Genomic DNA, 16448 nt, shown 5'->3' with positions numbered 1-16448 from the left:
TACCTATCCTAAAATTTCTTTTATTTTGGCTTTTATTTTTGGCATTTCGTCGCTAAAATCCATCAAGGTCTTTTCTATGCCATGCTTTGCTATACCTTCTTTGTCGCAAGGCACAAAGTCCCAGTCTTTTTGATAGACGATATGTTTGCCCATACTTTGGATGCCATTTTGCGCTGTGTAGCCATTTTTCATGAGTGAGTTATCCCAAGGTCCCCACTCGAAAGCATTACTTGGACCAAAAAAGGCTATGACTGGTACATCATTTGCAGCGGCAATGTGCATGATGGCGGTATCAACACCGATAAAAAGGCTTGAATGCTTTGATAGGGCGATAGTTTGTTTCAAATTTAGCTTACCGCCTAAATTTATAGGCTCACTTTTGCAAATTTTTAGCACGCTTGTTAGCTTTTCTAGCTCATTTTCTTTATTGTCACTTGTTAGCACAACCTTTACGTCAAGCTCATTTTCGCAGTAGTCGATGAGCTGTGCCATGCTCTTATTATTTGCGCATTTAAACATCCAGCGGCTTGTAAGATGCATATGTACAAAGCGTTTTGATAAATTTAGATGCTCCACACTCTCGTCCGAAAATACACTCACCTTTTTGCTAACCGGTTCAAATCCTAAAGCCCTTAAAGCGTTTAGATTATGATCGATCGTATGTGAAAAATTTTCATAGTATTTTGCTTTGACGTTTAGAAGTTTATTTATTGATTGATTTTTGCCAAGAAAGCCTACTATTTTTTTGATCTTTGCGTATTTTGAGATGATTATACCGCGATCCCCCGTGGTTGTTTGCACCGCCATATCGTATTTTTCTTTTTTAATGGCTTTTATAAATTTTATCTCGGTAATCAGTCTTTTAAAAAAGCCAGAATTTGCACTTTGTCTATCGTAAATGTGAATTTTATTTATGTAAGGATTTCCCTCGATCATCGCTTCTGTGCCTTTGTTTAGGGCAAAGTCGATGGTCGCATCTGGGTAATAATGGTGCAAATTTTCAATAAGAGGCGTTGTTAAAAGCACGTCGCCGATGTTTCTAAATTTAATTACAAGTATTTTCATTTTATATATTTCCAAAATGTGTACTGAGCATAAAGTCTGGCTATAACATAGCCAGCAAAGCCCTCTTTAAAGCCACCTTTTAGCACATAAAGCTTAAAAAATGTCCAAGCTGGGCTTGTTAGAGCTTTAAATAAATTCCTTTTTGCCCCCATGCTTGAGTAGCGATTTTGCTTAGTGATAAACTGATCGATGCTCTCATATGCGTAGTGCAAGAAGTGATTTTTAAGCACTCCAAGCTTTTGTGAGCCATCATTTAAAATGACCTTTTCATGCACGGCTCTACCGTCAAATTTGGCAAAATTTTTGTTAAAAAGCCTCACTGTGTAGTCTGGATAGAGCCCCATATTTTTGATCGCTTTACCAAAGAAAAAATTTAGTCTAGCTACATTGTAGGCCATAAATTTAGGCTCTTTTAACGTGCCAATGATCTCATCTTGAAGCTCATTTGTGATCACTTCATCACTATCAAGCACAAAGACCCACTTATTTTTAGATAGATCAACGCCCTTTTGCTTTTGCGCGCCAAATCCAAGCCATACTTGCTCGTAGAATTTAACATTACTAAAATTTTGACAAATTTGCTTTGTACTATCGCTTGAGCCACTATCAACCACAATGACCTCATCCGCAAAATTTGTACTTTCTAGCACTTCTTGCAGATATTTTTGGCTGTTAAAAGTTAAGATGACGACACTTAGCATTTATACTCTTTTTCGTAAAATCTTTTAAAGCGTTTGTGAAACCAAAAGTACTCCTCAGGCCTTGCTCTAACCATCTCTTCGCACGCGCTGCACTGCATTTGCGTTACTTTTTGTACCGCCTCTTCTTTGTCAAATTTATTTATATCAATGGCTGGCGAAAAGCAAATTTCGCTTATGTTTTCATCTTTTTGATAGATAAATGCATTAATTATTAGTGCGTTTGTTTTTTGAGCTAGCACGCTTGCAGCTGGCGTATGAAGCACATCTTTTTCAAAGAATTTCACCTTTATGCCATCTTTTGGAGCGGTATTTTGATCGACTAAAATTCCCACTATTCGCCTAGCTTTTAGCGCTTTTAAGATATCTTTTGCACCGCCATCTTTGTCTATTAGCTCCACGTCAAACTGCGATCTATTTGCACTTAAAATTTTATCCATACTTTTACTATCAAGCTTTCTGCCAAGCACTGAGACTGCGCCAAAACGAGCAGCCATTGTTAAGCTAAAAAGCTCCCATTGCCCAAAATGCGCAGTCGTCACGATAATCGGACGATCAAGCTTAAGCGCTTCAAGTAGATTATGCTCATTTTTAAAGCTAACTTTTTCAAGCACTTTTTGCTTTGTTGTGTTTTGATTTAGGATAAAATTTATACCAAGATATTTTGCAAAGTTGTAGTAGCATTTTTTGGCGATCTCAAGTTTCTCTTCTTTAGTTTTTGACTCGCCAAACGCAAGATTTAAATTTGTCATAACGACGTGAAATCGCTTTTTATTAAGCTTCATATACGAAAAAGCTAAAAATTTAGCAAGTAAATCTCTAAGTGAGCTAGGCAGTAAAAATATAAAAAATTTTAAAGTATAAAAGCCAGCCAAATAGAGCCTATCCATTTAGTAGCCTTTTTGCAAAATTTGCAACCGTTTCTGGAAAAATCTCTCTTATGCAAAAGTCGTTTTTATCGATACTTCTCGCATCTATTTGCTTGCCCATATCTATAACTAAATTTTTATCCGTGATGTAAGCATTTCTGTGGCTTGGACGGTTGCCAAAAATCGTGATAGAAGGCTTATTCATCGCCCAAGCAAGGTGTGTTAGGCCACTATCGTTGCCAATTACTAAATCACAGCTTGCAATGAAGCTTATCATCTCTTTTATGCTTAGTTTTTCAAGTAGCTTTGCTGAGGTGCCTGAAATGATCACCTCAGCCCTTACTTTCTCGCTCTCACTTCCGTAGCAAAGGCAAATTTCGCATCCATCAATTAGCCTGATCACATCTTTAAATTTGTTATAAATTTTGCTCTCTTCGCTTGCAAAGGCAGCGATTAAAACGCGTTTTTTACCACTTTCATTTTTATAAATTTCACTTATTTCAAAGCAAGGTGCTTTTTCTAAAATTTCACTTGCTTCAAAGCTAAAATTTAGAGCGAAAGCCACAAGTGCCAAATTTCTAATGATTATATTTTCGTTGTAATCAATTTTAAATTTATGCCTATAAAGCCTAGCTGCGATCTTTTCTTTGACACTTTCTCTGCTAAATCCATAAGTTTGCTTGCCTATTATTTTTGCGACGACGGCTGATTTAAAAAGCCCTTGCAGATCGATCACTTTGTCAAATTTACCAAGGGTTTTTAGTATCTTGTAGCTTTGTCTAAAACTTTGTTTAAGTGGTAAAACGACTAGCTCGTTGATAAGCGGATGATCTTTTAAAAGGCTTGCAAAACGAGCATCAACTAGCCACGTGATATGGGCATTTGGGTGGTGCTTTTTGATAAACTGAAGTACAATAGCTGCGTGCACGATATCCCCAAGAGCTGAGAGTTTGACGATGGCTATTTTTAGTTGATTTTTGTTTTGCATTGATCACTTTAGATATAAATTTTTGGTATGATTTTAAAAAAAAATGCTTAAAAAAGGGCTAAAATGGCGAAAAGTTACATCTGTGTCTTTGACTGCGAGACGATACCTGATGCAAATTTGATAAGAAAAATTTATGGCATTGATGGGAGCGATGAAGATGTGAGCGTGCAAGCGATGGCCTTGCAAAAAGAGGCCAGTGGTAGTGAGTTTTTGCCTGTGATGTTTCATAGGGTCGTGGCTATCTCTGCGGTAATGGCTGATGAGTACGGTAAATTTTTAAAAGTTAGCACGATGGAGGGCAAAGACGAGCGCGAGATCATCGCTAAATTTTTAAAATTTATAAATGACTATAACCCAAGGCTTGTTAGCTTTAATGGAAGGGGTTTTGACCTACCGATGCTAATGGTACGTGCGATGCGCTACAACCTAAACGCGGCGGCGTATTACGAGAGCGAAAATAAAGAGCTAAACAAAAACAAATGGGAAAATTATAGAGCCAGATATTCGCCTAAATTTCACCTTGACCTGCTTGATTTTATAAGCGATTTTGGAAGTGTTAGAGGGCTAAAGCTCGACACTCTTTGTGCTAGTTTAAATTTGCCTGGCAAGTATGACGTGCACGGCGATCAGGTACTTGAGCTCTACTACGCTGGCGAGCTTGATAAGATCAACGAATACTGCGAAAGCGACGTGCTTAATACCTACTGGCTCTTTTTAAAATTTGAACTTTTGCAAGCAAATATCTTGCAAGATGACTACATAAATCATCTAATCGTGATGAGTGAATTTCTGGCAAAAAATTGCTCCCATAGAGGGTATACCAAAGTCTTTTGCGAAGCCATAAAAGATGAGCTAGCTAGACTTGGTGGAAAGCTTGATTACGAGATCAAGGTACAAAAAGAGAGTGAGGATTACGATGAATTTGATGATTTTAGTGATCTTGACGGCACAAAAGATACACCAGAGCAGCTAAACGAGCGTTTGGCAAGACAAGGACTTGACGGACTTTTGAAAAAGGCTAGTGAAGTTACCTCAGCTGCAAAAAAAGATAAGGGTTTTACCGAAGAGAAACTACCTGAAATAAATTTGGACGAAGAGTAGAAATTCTATGCTTTTAGGCCGTAAAATATCTTTTGCTACTCTATGGAATTAATATCCTGATCCGCGGAATATCACGGGTACTCAAATCCAAATTCATACTCTTTTAAAACTCCATTAGAAAAGATGAATTTCTCGTAGTAGAGTGGCATATCAAATTCTTGTAAGAGTTTGCTTTCATTTTGCTCAGTGATGTAGGTGACGATAGAGGTGGTGTTTTCTTCTTGCAGATCGTTTGGCTTACCTAGCTTCTTTAAAATTTGCTCTTGTTTGTCTCCAAGTTTTATACCAGAATTTGTAGTGAAATCTTTTATTTTGCTGGAATTCATATAATCTTTAGTCAAATTTTTATCAAAAAATTTGACATTTATCCTTTGGACCTCACCGCTACCACCACAACAAAAATCGAGCGTCATTATCTGTGTTCTTGATAAATTTATGAAGCTTGCCTTTTCGCCGTCTAAGAAATATTTGATTTTTTTAGATGTTAAATTACTTGAAGGTAAAATTTTACCTACTTTGATTTTGTCTATGCTTGTTGTGCGTGGTAAATTTTCACTGGCTGTTAAATTTAGAAAACCTAAAATTATAGATAGTATTAAAAAGTGTTTCATTGCAATTTTATTCATCTTTATTAAAGTCGCTCCAGCCGTTGCCAATATATTTTGGGTTCGGACTAAATTCCCCAGCCCCTATGTCAAGATCGCCACTATTTGGTATCCTGTAATGACCCCATGCGCATGGCTTTATTTGTACCTTGCCTACCTTGCACTCTCCACAAAATAAATTATTTGCGTACAAATCCTCATCTTCTGATATATCGTCGTATAGCAATTTTTCATCGTTGTCAATGTACCATCTTATTAGCATACAGCCTTTAGCTTGAAATTTTTCTGTTTCGCCTTTTATAAAATAGGTCGCTAAAGCTATGCCTTGGGCATTGATTTTGCCTTTCATAAAATCATCAACACCGTAGTTAAAATTTGTATATTTTCTTATTTCAGATATTTGAATTTCGCCGTTAAATGGGCGAGCTTCTTCGGTTATTTTATAGTTGCCAGATACTATATATTTTGACCTTGATATCTTTTTAATGCTATCAAAATTTATATGTAGTCTGTGATAATCAGCTCCGATATAACCCAAAAATTTTGTACGTTTGTCAGCCAAAATGTTAGAAAAATCAAAATCGTCAAATTTGTCTTGTTTGGCAAAATGTGCTTTATTATCTAAAAAGCCATTAAAACACTTCTCGGTGGTTTGCTCTGCAAAAAGAGCTGGCGACACAAACACCATTAACCATAAAAAAATTATTTTATTTATAATCTTCATACTTTTCCTCAATCACAACTTTTACGTTATCTATTCCATTGCTCTCTATATATTCTATAAGCTGATAGAATTTGTTTATGCTGCCAGAAATACCTGTAACGTATCTTTTTCCATTTATTTCACTAACAACGACATCACTCCCTGGCAGCAAACATCCTTCAGAGTGCTCTCCTTTGCTACCAACATGTATTAATATGGCTCTACTTTTAGGAACATCATTATTATATAATTTTGGAAATCCATTTTCTAAAAAATTTCCACGCTTATTTTTGGAGTATTTGTCTTTTGAATATTTTGTAGAAATATGTCATACTAGATTATATTTTCCTGTAGGTATTCTTTTGTCTTGACCAGACTGTTTTGTGCTTTCGCCATATGGTTCTAATATATAGCCTGTTAAATCATTATCGCTAATTTTAAATTCACTTATTGTAGAGCTGGATGAGTGACTGGATGCTTTATATTCCCACTTTCTAGTAATATAAATTATATTATCATTTATGGCGCAAACCCCAACCCCTCTATCTCCATCAACCCACATACCTTTATCTGCTCTAGTTAAACTCTTTGATTCATTAAAAGAGTTAATAAATTTATCCATATCCTCTTTATTTAATAAATTTATACCAAGCTTATCATCTTTATCTTCATTAGACTGATTATTAGAGCTCTCTTCTTTTGCATAAATTTGATAGCTCTTATTTGTCTTCTCATCACTTTTTAACTCTTTGCTTAGCTTATCATCTTCATAGATACTTATCTCATTTGTTGAGATATTTTTATTTATATATAAGTAATTATCATTTTTTATTAAAGCATCGTCTTTATCATCACTAAGCTTTAATTTAGCATCAAATGCTTTCTCTTTTATGGCATGCTCAAACTCATATATAACTAGCTTATCATCTTTAAATTTAATATATAAAGGTATCTTTATATCTATTCTTATATGATTTTTGCCATATCTTGTATAAAACTTAAATTTATCCTTATCACCTTCAAGATATGCAAAAAATACTATAGTATGACCACCTTGCTTTAGCTTATCTAGATCATCTTTTTGTATAACATCTGAAATTTTAAATGTTATCTCTTTACCTTTTTGTTCTTTTAGGGCTACTACATCTTTTGGATTTGATTTGGATAGTTCATCATACTCTTTACTTTTTATGACCTTATATCCCCAAAGTATCTCTTTATATCTCTTACTACCTTTTTCTTGTTTATATATAGCCTTTAAGCTTATTGGCTCATTTGTCTTAAATGGATACTCACTATCAGAGATTACATTTGTTATATGATCTGTTATATCTCTTAACGAGACCTTATTGCTATAGCAAAAGTTAGAGCTACTCTTGTCCTGATATCCTAAAGATATTACAGCTGTATCAGAGTGAGCATGAATATCTTTAGTGCTATAAACTTTACTTAGATCACTTGAATAAAGTATAAATTTAGTATCTCCTTTATTCTCTTTATCTATTGGGATATTAAATGTAGCTGTATATGAGTTTTTGATATCTGAGTCTTCATTTTTTACTAAAGATATACTCTCATATATACTTTTATCAAAGCAGTGATGAAGATATATCTTATCTATATCTTCACTTGCCTTACCATCTTCGTTTTCAATGATGAGATTGTTTATTGTAAGAGTAAGACCTGAACTTGATGCTGATGTAGGCACTACATTGTTGCCATGAGCTAGACGAAGCTTTATATCAAACATAGCTGAATCTTTATCGTCTCTTAGGGTAAAGTTATTCTCTTTGGCGAAATTTAATAAAGAAAAATTTAGGTGTTTGTTTTTGGACGTTTGGTCTTCAAAGTACTTCATACTTATAGCGCCATCTTCTAGTTTATACTCTATATCATCGCTATTTTGCTTTATGCTAATAAAGGTAGCACCATTTATCTTATCTTCTTCATTTTTGTTTTCTTGATAGAGTATTACCGTATCTTTGCTCTTTGCATTTTTAAATTTTATCTCTTCATTTTTACTATCTTCATAAGAGTCAAATTTAAAGTCAGTAAGTATTAGCTCGCATAAATTTACCTTACCATAGTTTGGCCTACTAGAATTTAGTTCTTTTGGGTTTAGCTCACTGCAATCAAATGGAGTTTGACAAGCTAGCACGACGGTAAATTCGCTCTTTTTGGGCTGAAAGACTCTAATAGGAGTTGTCATCTTTCTTGGGCATAGCAAGAGTATATTTTCTTGTTTGTAAAATTCCTCCTCTCTTTGCCTTAGGAGCTTATTTATTCTTGAAGTGTTTGAAGCATTTGAGCTGATTAAATTTACGCAGTATATGTTTTCAAGGCTAAAGGTCTTTGTACTTTGAGTGCTTAATAAAGAATTTATCTTATTAACAAATGGTTGAAATAATGCCTCACATTTTGATGTATCTGGTGCGTTTAAATTTGATCCATTTTCTTGAAGTTTCATAAATTCTAAATGAGTGACGTTTTGGATGATCTCTTTATTGTTTTGATTTTTTGATTTATATTTTGCTTTGGATATATTTAAATGGCTAAAAACATCTATGCACTCGGCAAAATTAACATTTTGCTCATCGCTTTCATAAAGCCCAAACTGATTTGAAATTTTTTCTCGCAAAAGGGATGTTTTATTGCTTACTTCATCACTAAAGCTTTCATATGCTAGCCAAAACCAAGCCTTAAAACGATTTTTGCTTTTGATGTAGCTTGCTAGGGATGGATCAATATTACTTTTCTTGCTGATATAAAGAAGTGCTAAAAGTGCGACATGCTCTATTGAAATTTGGCTGTTTTGTGTATCTGAAGTAAGTGAAACGGCTTGTAAATTTTTAAGTGGAGAATTGTTTAATTTTTGATTTATCTCTTGGATTAGCGGCGTAAGCTTTTGCTCCAAGATGGTATTTAGCTGATCTTCCGAGCTAAATTCAAACTCAGGTAAAGTATCGGCACTTCCAGACTTTGCATAAGCCCCTTTTGCGGCATCATTTATCTTTTTAAAAAGTTCATCTGTGTCTATCTTTTCTATGGTAGTCGTGCTCGTGGTGTTAGCAATAGTTTGCTTGATATCTTTTATGACTTTGTCTTTGTTATTTTTATAAATTTGAGTACAAATAAGTTCTATATCATCTTTTAGGCTAAAGCCATATCCGATGAGTAGTTTTTTGTTAGATATAAATGGTCTGCTTATGTCATTGCCATATGAAAATTTTATGATATCTATTAAATTTCTTTTAAAATTTACATCATTTCTGGGCGTTAGAGGCATTAAACTTCCTTGGAAATTTTTGCTAAATATTAGCACAAACTTAAAAAGTATTCAACAATAAAACTTTATAGTAAAAATTTATGTCAAAAACATAAATTTGTATGTTTTTATTTTTGACAAGGCTATTTAAAAGGGCTTGTAAATTTAAAGCGCCTTTATAAACTCTTTAAATTTATCACCTCGCTCGGCATAGCTCTTAAATTGATCAAGGCTCGCAGCTGCCGGGCTTAGAAGCGCTATCTCGCTAGTCTTTAGCTCTTTATTTATCTCATTGACAGCATTTTGTAAAAAATCGCATTTCAAAGCTGGTATACCAAATTTAGTCGCTAATTTCATGAGTTTGTCACTATTTGAGCCGATGGCGTAAATTTTTACTCTTAAGCTCTTTAAGTCTTCAAAAAGTGGCGTCATATCAACACCCTTATCATCGCCACCAAGTATTAGATGTATGAAATGATCTTTGTAGCGTTTAACGGCCTGTATGCTCGCGTCTATGTTGGTCGCTTTTGTGTCATTGACCCAGATTCTGCCATTTGCGTCGCTAAATTCTTCAAGCTTGTTTGCCTCGATGACGAAGGTATTTAAAAGTGCGATATCGCAGCGGTCAAATAAAATTTTCTCCACCGCCAGTGCTAGCAGTGCATCAAGCAAAAATGGCGTTTTAAAATTTATATCATCTACGCTTACACCACAAAATTTAGCTAGATCGCTCTCGTCTTTGTAAGCGATCACTTTTGCCTTTGTTGGTGTGTTGGCGTAAATTTCAGGTACGATTGCCACGCTACTTTCGCTCATGTTAGCAAGCGGCTTTAACTTAGCCTTTTCGTACTCGCTCATGTCACCATGCCAGCTTAGATGATCTGGAGTGATCGGCAAAAGCACGTAGATACCAGGTGTAGCGTGATTTGTGTAGTGCAGGGTAAATGAGCTAGTCTCAAGTATCCAAATTTTAGCGTTTGAGTCTAAATTTGCCAGCGCAATGCCAACATTACCACCCATTACCGAGCCCTTGCTCTCCAGTAGGTGCTGCGTCATCTTTGTGGTTGTAGTCTTGCCGTTTGTGCCGCTTATCCAGATATTAAATGGCAGATTTTCTTTATAAATTTCATAAAAATAGTCATACTCGCTAACTAAATTCTTGGCTTTTTTAATAAGCTCATGATGAGGTGGGATGCCCGGGCTTGGTATCTCTAGGCTGCTTTTTGCTGGATCAAATTCGCTAACTGGCAAAATGGTGTTGCCAAACTCATCTTTTGAAATTTCACTAAATTTATCATCATAGATATCCCAAAGGCTGTCTTTTGTGAAATTCTTTGCGATCGCCTTTATCGTGCCACCATAGCCAAATAGCGATTTTCTCATGGCTTTCCTTATCTGATCTTTAGCGCAGTTAGTGCGATTAGATTTGCTAAAAGTGCGATGATCCAAAAGCGAACGATGATCTTATTTTCCGCCCAGCCTTTTATCTCAAAATGGTGATGTATAGGCGCCATGAGAAAAATTCTGCGTTTGAAAATTTTAAAGCTTCCCACTTGTAAGATGACGCTTAGAGTTTCAACGACAAATATGAGGCCAATGATGATGAGTAAGATTTCATTTTTGGTCGCAACGCCCATAAAACCGATATATGCTCCAACGCTTAAGCTACCGCTATCGCCCATAAAGACTTCGGCTGGATGGCAGTTAAACCATAAAAAGCCCATCAATGAGCCAATTAGGGCTGAAGAGACAACAACGCTTTCGCCAACGCCTATGATCTTTGGCAAGAGTAAATATGAGCTAAAGACAGCGTGTCCGCAGATATAAGCAAAAACGCCAAGTGTCAGAAGCGAAAATATAGATGGCACAGTAGCTAGCCCATCAAGCCCGTCTGTTAAATTTACTGAATTTGAAGCAGCGACTATGACCAGTGTCCAAAAGAGAATGGCAAAAATTTTTAAATCTAAAATAGGTTGCTTAAAAAAAGGTAGATAAAACTCGGTGCTAAGCTCGTGACTCGCATATAAAAAAACAGAAATTACAAAAGCTATTAAAAACTGAAAAAAGAGCTTTGCCTTTGGGCTTAGGCCGGCGTGGTTTTTCGCACCTAAAATTTTGCTGTAATCATCCTTATAACCAAGCAAAGTAAAGCAAACTAGGCAAAAGAGCGAGGCTAGCACAAAGGCGTTATCAAGCCTAGCGCAGATGATCGTGGCGATCACGGCTGTAAAGACAAAGACAAGTCCGCCCATAGTTGGCGTTTTAGCCTTTTTTTGGTGAGTTTGTGGGGCTAGCTCGTAGATAGGCTGGGCGGCGTTTTTTGCCTTTGCCCAAGCGATAAATTTGGGCATCAAATAAGCTGTGAGTGTAAAAGCGATGAAAAAAGCGATACCAGCACGGACGGTGATGTATTGAAAGATATTAAAATTTAAAATTTCATAGATATAGTAAAACATGAGAGCCTTTATTTTTAAAAAAAGCAATTTTAGTATAATGGCCTTAAAAATTATCTAAAATTAAGGATAAATTTTCAAAATGAGTCAAAAAACTATTTTAATAATAACTGATGGTATTGGATTTAATAAAAGCGTTAAATTTAACGCATTTGAGGCGGCTAAAAAGCCAAATTACGAGAAATTTTTTAAAGAAATTCCAAACTCGCTCATAAAAACCTCTGGAAACGCTGTGGGACTACCTGAAGGGCAGATGGGAAACAGCGAAGTAGGGCATATGTGCATAGGAAGCGGACGAGTTTTGTATCAAAATTTGGTCAAAATTTCACGCAGCTTCGCTGATGGCTCTATAGCAGAAAATGAAGCCCTAAAAGCTCTTTTTAAAAAGTGCAAAAAAATTCACGTCATAGGGCTTTATAGCGATGGCGGCGTGCACTCACATATGGAGCATTTTGATGGTATGTGCGAGCTTGCTAGTAAAAATGGCTGCGAAGTTTTTGCTCACGCTATCACCGACGGACGCGACGTTAGCCCAAATAGCGGTATAAATTTCATGAAAAGCTTGGAGGCTAAATTTAAAGTAGCGACCGTTTGTGGGAGATTTTACGCGATGGATAGAGACAAGCGCTGGGAGCGCGTAAAAGAGGCCTATGATAGCCTAGTAAATGGGGCAAATTTAAGCAGCTTATCGCCAAGTGAGTATCTACAAAAAAGCTACGATGAGAGCGTGACAGATGAGTTTGTAAAGCCAGCAAGCTTTAATGGCTTTAAAGGCATAGGCGAAGATGACGGCGTGATCTTTATAAATTTTAGAAATGATAGAGCAAGAGAAATTTGCCAGGCTCTGGGCGAAGAGAAATTTAGTGAGTTTGAGCGACCTTTTGCTATCAAAAATCTAATCACCATGACCGAGTACGACGCAAATTTTAATTTTGAAGTACTATTTAAAAATGAAAAGATAAAAAACACTCTAAGCGAGGTCATAGCAGCAGCTGGACTAAGGCAACTTCACACGGCTGAAACTGAAAAATACGCCCACGTAACATTTTTCTTTAATGGCGGCGTCGAGGAGTTAGCTAGCAATGAAACAAGGGTGCTAATTCCTAGTCCAAAGGTAAAGACCTATGACGAAAAGCCAGAGATGAGCGCTGCAGAGGTTTGCAAAGCCGTGCTAAAGGGCATGGATGATGAGCAAGACTTTATCGTGGTAAATTTCGCAAATGGCGATATGGTAGGGCACACTGGAAATTACGAGGCTGCAATCAAAGCTGTAGAGGCGGTAGATACGGCTCTTGGAGAAATTTACGCTAAAGCAAAAGAGAAAAACTATGCGATGATCATCACGAGCGATCACGGAAACTGCGAAGAGATGCGTGATAACAGCGGTGAGCTACTGACAAACCACACGACTTATGATGTCTTTTGTTTTGTGATGGCAGATGGCGTAAAAAAAGTAAAAAACGGCGGTCTAAACAATATCGCTCCTAGTGTTTTAAAGCTCATGGGGCTTGAGATCCCAGCTGAGATGGACGAGGCGTTAATATAAAAGAATGGAGCTAGTCGAGTTTTTTGGAGCGGATAAAGTCATAACCTTTATGCTCCTTTTTGCACGTCTTAGTGGGCTTATCGTATTTTTTCCATTTTTTTCTCACAATCAAATCCCGCTTAGCGTAAAAACTTTGCTAGTTTTTGCCCTTTGTGTTGTGCTTTTTCCGCTCTCACATGCTCATGAGCATGCTATAAATTTTTTGATCATGGAAATTTTAAGTGAGGCTATGCTCGGACTTTGTGCTGGGCTTTTGCTAAATATAGTTTTTGCCATACTTCAAATGGCTGGCGAGCAAATCTCAATGATTATGGGTTTTTCGATGGCTTCAGTGCTTGATCCGCAAACTGGTACAAATTCACCAGTGATCGCAAATATTTTAAATTTTATCGCGCTTCTTGCATTTTTGATGCTTGATGGGCACCATTTGATATTGCAGTTTTATTCCACTTCACTTTCTGCTATACCGCTTGGAGATTTTTATCCAAGAAGTGGTGTGATGAGCTACGCCCTAAAGCTTTTTGGCAATCTTTTTATGTTTGGATTTGTTCTAGCTTTTCCTATTATCGCGCTTTCTATACTTTCGGATGCTATTTTTGGCATGCTTATGAAAACTATGCCACAATTTAACCTATTAGTCGTTGGTTATCCTATTAAGGTAAGTATTGGCTTTTCGGTTTTGATAGCTATTTTAGCCGGCATTATAAAAATCATAACTGATATGATGGTGCAGATTTTAAACGATATGCCAGCACTATTTTTTTAAGTAAATAGCAATGAAATTTATCATAGAATACAGCCTCAAGCTCTTCAAGGAGGGATCATGAAAGTTGCACTTGTAAACAAAAACCCAGCAGTTTCTCGCCTTATAACGTTAAGTTTAAATAAGCTAGGCATAGAATATAGCGAATTTGACGATGCTAATAGTGTTGGCGATCAATTTGATTATATTATCATCGATAGTGATATGGATAGTAGCGATGTTAATTTAAATCAAAAGATAATGTATCTAGCACCTAGAGGCGGTGAAAAGCCAGATTTTGCTGATGTTATGCTTGAAAAGCCCTTTTTACCAACAGAATTTATTAGTTTGTTTGAACAAAACAAAGATACTGACAATGATAAAGAACTTGAGCTTGGACTAGATGAGTCTGCAAATTTTAATGACTTTGACGAAAACAATAAAAACTTTGATGATTTAGAAAATTTTGAGCTTCCAGAAATTGATATGAGACTTGAAAATTTAGCAAAAGAAGATGATGAGGCAGATAAATTTGATAATGAGGCTTTAGATGATGAGTTTTTAAAAGAGGAGCTAAGTGAACTAGAAACCGAGGATTTAAAGGATAAAGATATCAGTTTTGATGAAACAGATACTGAACTCATAGATGATGATATTATAAATGACATAGCTAGCAAATATATGGCTGATTCAGAAGATATAGATAAATCCTTAGAGCAAAATAATGAGCCACCTATGATAAAAGAAGAGCATAGTGATGACTTTGATGAGCTTAGTTCGCTTGTAGATGAGATAGATGATATGGGAGAGAGTGACTTGGCAGATGAAGAGGCGAAGAACGAGCTTGATAAAATGGTTGAGCAAAATTCTCAAAATTTAGAAACTGCTGAGCTTAATGAAGATTTTGTAGATGATATAAGCCAAAGTAAAAAAGAGCTCAGCGAGATCGAATCTTTGGATAAAGAGCTAAACGAAGAATCTAGCGAAGATAGCGAAAATTTTGATGATCTAGAGACTGATTTTGGCAATGATGAAAATTTTGAGCCTGAAAGCAGCGAGGCAAATTTGATAGATGAAGCTAGTCAAAATTTAGAGGAAGATATAGATAAAGAATCTACTAAAGAAGCAGAGGAAATTTCTTTGGATGAAGGTATAGACCTTGAAAAAGAGCCAACTAAAGAAGATCATGAAGAAATTTCTGAAGAAGTCCTTGCTCAAGAAGATCTAGGTATGGTAGATGAGGTATTTGAGGAAGAAAATTTTAAAGAAGAGACGTTGGGTAGCCTAAATTTTGATGTAGCGTCTATTGAAGAAATAGATGAAAATACGATGCAAGCAGCATTTGGATTAAATATTGCACCACAAACTAGCTCATTTGATGAAACAAAAATCGATGCTGACTATAAAGAAGAGCTAACCAAAAAGATCACAAAACACGTCCATGAGTCGTTAAATGAAAGCTCGCTAAGAGATGTGCTAAAAGATATGAACATAAAGATAAATATAAGTTTTGAGGAAAAGTAGTTGCAAGGACAAATTTTAGTAGTTTCTGGACCTAGCGGAAGCGGTAAAAGCACGCTTTTGGGCCGTCTTTTAAAGGAAGAGAAGGATCTTTATTTTTCTATTTCAAGCACGACTAGAGCAAAAAGAGAAGGCGAAGTCGATGGAGTGGATTACTATTTTATAAAAGAAGATGAGTTTAAAAGCGGCATAGAAAAGGGCGAATTTTTAGAATGGGCGCAGGTGCATAAAAACTATTATGGAACGAGTCTAAAGCCTGTTTTAGCAGCACTTGAGGCTGGGAAGATAGTTATATTTGATATCGACGTACAAGGCTTTCACATCGCACTTGAAAAATTTAGAAGCTACATAACTTCAGTTTTTATCACGACTGCAAATAAAAAAGAGCTTAAAAAACGCTTGAAAAACCGCGGAACTGATAGCGACGAAACGATAGAAAATCGCCTAATGAACGCAGTTGGCGAGATGGAGCACATCTTAGAATATGATTATTTTTTGGTAAATGATGACATTGAAAAGAGTTATAAAGGCCTAAAATCAATTCTTAGAGCGATGAGGTTAAAAAGCACGAAAATAGATCTAAGACGCGTTATTGATGAGTGGATAGATTGCTAGAAATTCAGGAATTTATGATAACATTTTGAAAAATTTATTGAGGAGAAAAAATGGGTTCTTTTAGTATTGGTCACTGGCTAGTTGTTTTAGCGATTATTGTTTTACTTTTTGGAGCAAAGAAGATCCCAGAACTTGCAAAAGGACTAGGCAAAGGCATAAAGACTTTTAAGGCTGAGATGGAAGATACAACACCTGAAAAAAGTGAGAAAGTCGAGCATAAAGAAGAGAATGCCAATAGTCAAAAAATAGAAGAAACAACTAAAAACGCATAGGTTTT

General features: G+C 36.0%; 16 protein-coding genes. 6 read left to right on the top strand and 10 right to left on the bottom strand.

Going from position 1 to position 16448, the window contains the following annotated elements:
* Window positions 1–3: 3 nt before the first annotated feature.
* Genes rfaQ through waaC form a run of 4 tightly spaced genes read right to left on the bottom strand, consistent with a single transcriptional unit; the run spans window position 4 to window position 3620 of the window.
* Window positions 4–1065, bottom strand: coding sequence for a putative lipopolysaccharide heptosyltransferase III (gene rfaQ, locus CCON33237_RS07620; protein ID WP_054197088.1), 1062 nt, complete (start codon window positions 1063–1065; stop codon window positions 4–6).
* Window positions 1062–1766 carry a glycosyltransferase family 2 protein gene (locus CCON33237_RS07615; protein WP_054197087.1) on the bottom strand — a complete coding sequence of 235 codons (705 nt, stop codon included), beginning with the start codon at window positions 1764–1766 and terminating at the stop codon, window positions 1062–1064. The genes rfaQ and CCON33237_RS07615 overlap by 4 nt, the downstream gene beginning before the upstream one ends.
* On the bottom strand, window positions 1760–2653 hold the full coding sequence (locus tag CCON33237_RS07610; protein WP_054197086.1) for a lipid A biosynthesis lauroyl acyltransferase: 894 nt from the start codon (window positions 2651–2653) through the stop codon (window positions 1760–1762). Before CCON33237_RS07610 ends, CCON33237_RS07615 begins: the two co-directional genes overlap by 7 nt.
* Window positions 2646–3620 carry a lipopolysaccharide heptosyltransferase I gene (waaC, locus tag CCON33237_RS07605; RefSeq protein WP_054197085.1) on the bottom strand — a complete coding sequence of 325 codons (975 nt, stop codon included), beginning with the start codon at window positions 3618–3620 and terminating at the stop codon, window positions 2646–2648. The genes CCON33237_RS07610 and waaC overlap by 8 nt, the downstream gene beginning before the upstream one ends.
* 63 nt (window positions 3621–3683) lie before the next feature.
* Between waaC and CCON33237_RS07600 the strand changes: the two genes are divergently transcribed.
* Window positions 3684–4721 carry a 3'-5' exonuclease gene (locus tag CCON33237_RS07600; protein WP_054197084.1) on the top strand — a complete coding sequence of 346 codons (1038 nt, stop codon included), beginning with the start codon at window positions 3684–3686 and terminating at the stop codon, window positions 4719–4721.
* Window positions 4722–4792: 71 nt separating this feature from the next.
* On the opposite strand, the gene CCON33237_RS09740 is transcribed toward CCON33237_RS07600, so the two are convergent.
* The 6 genes from CCON33237_RS09740 to mraY all read right to left on the bottom strand — a co-directional run bounded on the left by CCON33237_RS09740 (window position 4793) and on the right by mraY (window position 11750).
* Window positions 4793–5347, bottom strand: a complete 555-nt coding sequence (locus CCON33237_RS09740) for a hypothetical protein (RefSeq protein ID WP_199906613.1) — start codon at window positions 5345–5347, stop codon at window positions 4793–4795.
* Window positions 5340–6050, bottom strand: a complete 711-nt coding sequence (locus CCON33237_RS07590; protein ID WP_054197083.1) for a hypothetical protein — start codon at window positions 6048–6050, stop codon at window positions 5340–5342. The genes CCON33237_RS09740 and CCON33237_RS07590 overlap by 8 nt, the downstream gene beginning before the upstream one ends.
* Window positions 6034–6354 (bottom strand): DUF5675 family protein, encoded by a 321-nt coding sequence (locus tag CCON33237_RS10150; RefSeq protein ID WP_219808678.1) that lies wholly within the window; start codon window positions 6352–6354, stop codon window positions 6034–6036. The genes CCON33237_RS07590 and CCON33237_RS10150 overlap by 17 nt, the downstream gene beginning before the upstream one ends.
* Window positions 6355–6357: 3 nt before the next feature.
* A complete protein-coding gene (locus CCON33237_RS07585; RefSeq protein WP_054197082.1) occupies window positions 6358–9315 on the bottom strand; it encodes a hypothetical protein in 2958 nt (985 codons plus the stop codon).
* 144 nt (window positions 9316–9459) lie between these two features.
* Window positions 9460–10677 (bottom strand): UDP-N-acetylmuramoyl-L-alanine--D-glutamate ligase, encoded by a 1218-nt coding sequence (murD, locus tag CCON33237_RS07580; protein ID WP_054197081.1) that lies wholly within the window; start codon window positions 10675–10677, stop codon window positions 9460–9462.
* A gap of 8 nt (window positions 10678–10685) precedes the next feature.
* Window positions 10686–11750, bottom strand: coding sequence for a phospho-N-acetylmuramoyl-pentapeptide-transferase (gene mraY, locus CCON33237_RS07575; RefSeq protein WP_054197080.1), 1065 nt, complete (start codon window positions 11748–11750; stop codon window positions 10686–10688).
* A 79-nt stretch (window positions 11751–11829) separates the two neighbouring features.
* Between mraY and gpmI the strand changes: the two genes are divergently transcribed.
* The 5 genes from gpmI to tatA are packed head-to-tail and all read left to right on the top strand — an operon-like array spanning window position 11830 to window position 16443.
* The gene (gene gpmI / locus CCON33237_RS07570; RefSeq protein WP_054197079.1) at window positions 11830–13293 is read left to right on the top strand and encodes a 2,3-bisphosphoglycerate-independent phosphoglycerate mutase; all 1464 of its coding nucleotides are present in this window, start codon (window positions 11830–11832) and stop codon (window positions 13291–13293) included.
* A 4-nt stretch (window positions 13294–13297) separates the two neighbouring features.
* Complete coding sequence (fliR, locus tag CCON33237_RS07565; RefSeq protein WP_054197078.1) at window positions 13298–14059, top strand: flagellar biosynthetic protein FliR; 762 nt, start codon at window positions 13298–13300, stop codon at window positions 14057–14059.
* Window positions 14060–14116: 57 nt separating this feature from the next.
* Window positions 14117–15559, top strand: a complete 1443-nt coding sequence (locus tag CCON33237_RS07560; RefSeq protein WP_054197077.1) for a midas domain-containing protein — start codon at window positions 14117–14119, stop codon at window positions 15557–15559.
* A complete protein-coding gene (gene gmk / locus CCON33237_RS07555; RefSeq protein WP_054197076.1) occupies window positions 15560–16171 on the top strand; it encodes a guanylate kinase in 612 nt (203 codons plus the stop codon).
* A gap of 50 nt (window positions 16172–16221) precedes the next feature.
* Complete coding sequence (tatA, locus tag CCON33237_RS07550; RefSeq protein WP_054197075.1) at window positions 16222–16443, top strand: twin-arginine translocase TatA/TatE family subunit; 222 nt, start codon at window positions 16222–16224, stop codon at window positions 16441–16443.
* The last annotated feature ends 5 nt before the right edge of the window (window positions 16444–16448 follow it).

The organism is Campylobacter concisus, assembly GCF_001298465.1.
In the GTDB taxonomy this organism is placed as follows: Bacteria; Campylobacterota; Campylobacteria; order Campylobacterales; family Campylobacteraceae; genus Campylobacter_A; species Campylobacter_A concisus.
Note: the sequence above shows the minus strand (reverse complement) of the source record. Positions and strands in the feature narration are given on the sequence as shown.

What these genes read in the sequence shown, in the direction of transcription:
- rfaQ (WP_054197088.1), bottom strand. Translation starts at nt 1,065, where the DNA reads ATGAAAATACTTGTAATTAAATTTAGAAACATCGGCGACGTGCTTTTA.
- CCON33237_RS07615 (WP_054197087.1), bottom strand. Translation starts at nt 1,766, where the DNA reads ATGCTAAGTGTCGTCATCTTAACTTTTAACAGCCAAAAATATCTGCAA.
- CCON33237_RS07610 (WP_054197086.1), bottom strand. Translation starts at nt 2,653, where the DNA reads ATGGATAGGCTCTATTTGGCTGGCTTTTATACTTTAAAATTTTTTATA.
- waaC (WP_054197085.1), bottom strand. Translation starts at nt 3,620, where the DNA reads ATGCAAAACAAAAATCAACTAAAAATAGCCATCGTCAAACTCTCAGCT.
- CCON33237_RS07600 (WP_054197084.1), top strand. Translation starts at nt 3,684, where the DNA reads ATGGCGAAAAGTTACATCTGTGTCTTTGACTGCGAGACGATACCTGAT.
- CCON33237_RS09740 (WP_199906613.1), bottom strand. Translation starts at nt 5,347, where the DNA reads ATGAATAAAATTGCAATGAAACACTTTTTAATACTATCTATAATTTTA.
- CCON33237_RS07590 (WP_054197083.1), bottom strand. Translation starts at nt 6,050, where the DNA reads ATGAAGATTATAAATAAAATAATTTTTTTATGGTTAATGGTGTTTGTG.
- CCON33237_RS07585 (WP_054197082.1), bottom strand. Translation starts at nt 9,315, where the DNA reads ATGCCTCTAACGCCCAGAAATGATGTAAATTTTAAAAGAAATTTAATA.
- murD (WP_054197081.1), bottom strand. Translation starts at nt 10,677, where the DNA reads ATGAGAAAATCGCTATTTGGCTATGGTGGCACGATAAAGGCGATCGCA.
- mraY (WP_054197080.1), bottom strand. Translation starts at nt 11,750, where the DNA reads ATGTTTTACTATATCTATGAAATTTTAAATTTTAATATCTTTCAATAC.
- gpmI (WP_054197079.1), top strand. Translation starts at nt 11,830, where the DNA reads ATGAGTCAAAAAACTATTTTAATAATAACTGATGGTATTGGATTTAAT.
- fliR (WP_054197078.1), top strand. Translation starts at nt 13,298, where the DNA reads ATGGAGCTAGTCGAGTTTTTTGGAGCGGATAAAGTCATAACCTTTATG.
- CCON33237_RS07560 (WP_054197077.1), top strand. Translation starts at nt 14,117, where the DNA reads ATGAAAGTTGCACTTGTAAACAAAAACCCAGCAGTTTCTCGCCTTATA.
- tatA (WP_054197075.1), top strand. Translation starts at nt 16,222, where the DNA reads ATGGGTTCTTTTAGTATTGGTCACTGGCTAGTTGTTTTAGCGATTATT.